Origin of the sequence: Photorhabdus viridis (assembly GCF_040256935.1) — a bacterium.
Lineage (GTDB): Bacteria > Pseudomonadota > Gammaproteobacteria > Enterobacterales > Enterobacteriaceae > Photorhabdus > Photorhabdus viridis.
In genome coordinates, this window is record NZ_JBEJZY010000536.1 from 1 (window position 1) to 223 (window position 223).

General features: G+C 61.9%; 1 protein-coding gene. It reads right to left on the reverse strand.

All coding sequences use genetic code 11. The features are described 5' to 3' along the window. Positions 1-223: IS66 family transposase (locus tag ABR397_RS24435; RefSeq protein ID WP_350307935.1), on the reverse strand; the 223-nt coding region annotated here is incomplete at both ends.

Consider the following 223-nt stretch of genomic DNA (forward strand, 5'->3'; position numbering starts at 1 on the left):
CATGGCCGCCCGTTGCCCCGCGGCCAGTGAACCCGCAAAAAGCCAGTTCTTTCGGCCAAGCGCCACACCCCGGACCGCATTCTCCGCCCGGTTGTTGTCTATCGGCACCCGACCGTCATCCAGATAACACACCAGCGCCGGCCAGCGCTTCAGCGTATAATCTATCGCTTTGCGTAACCCAGAGTTGGGCGCCGTTTGGGTCTGCATCGTCTGCAACCAGGAC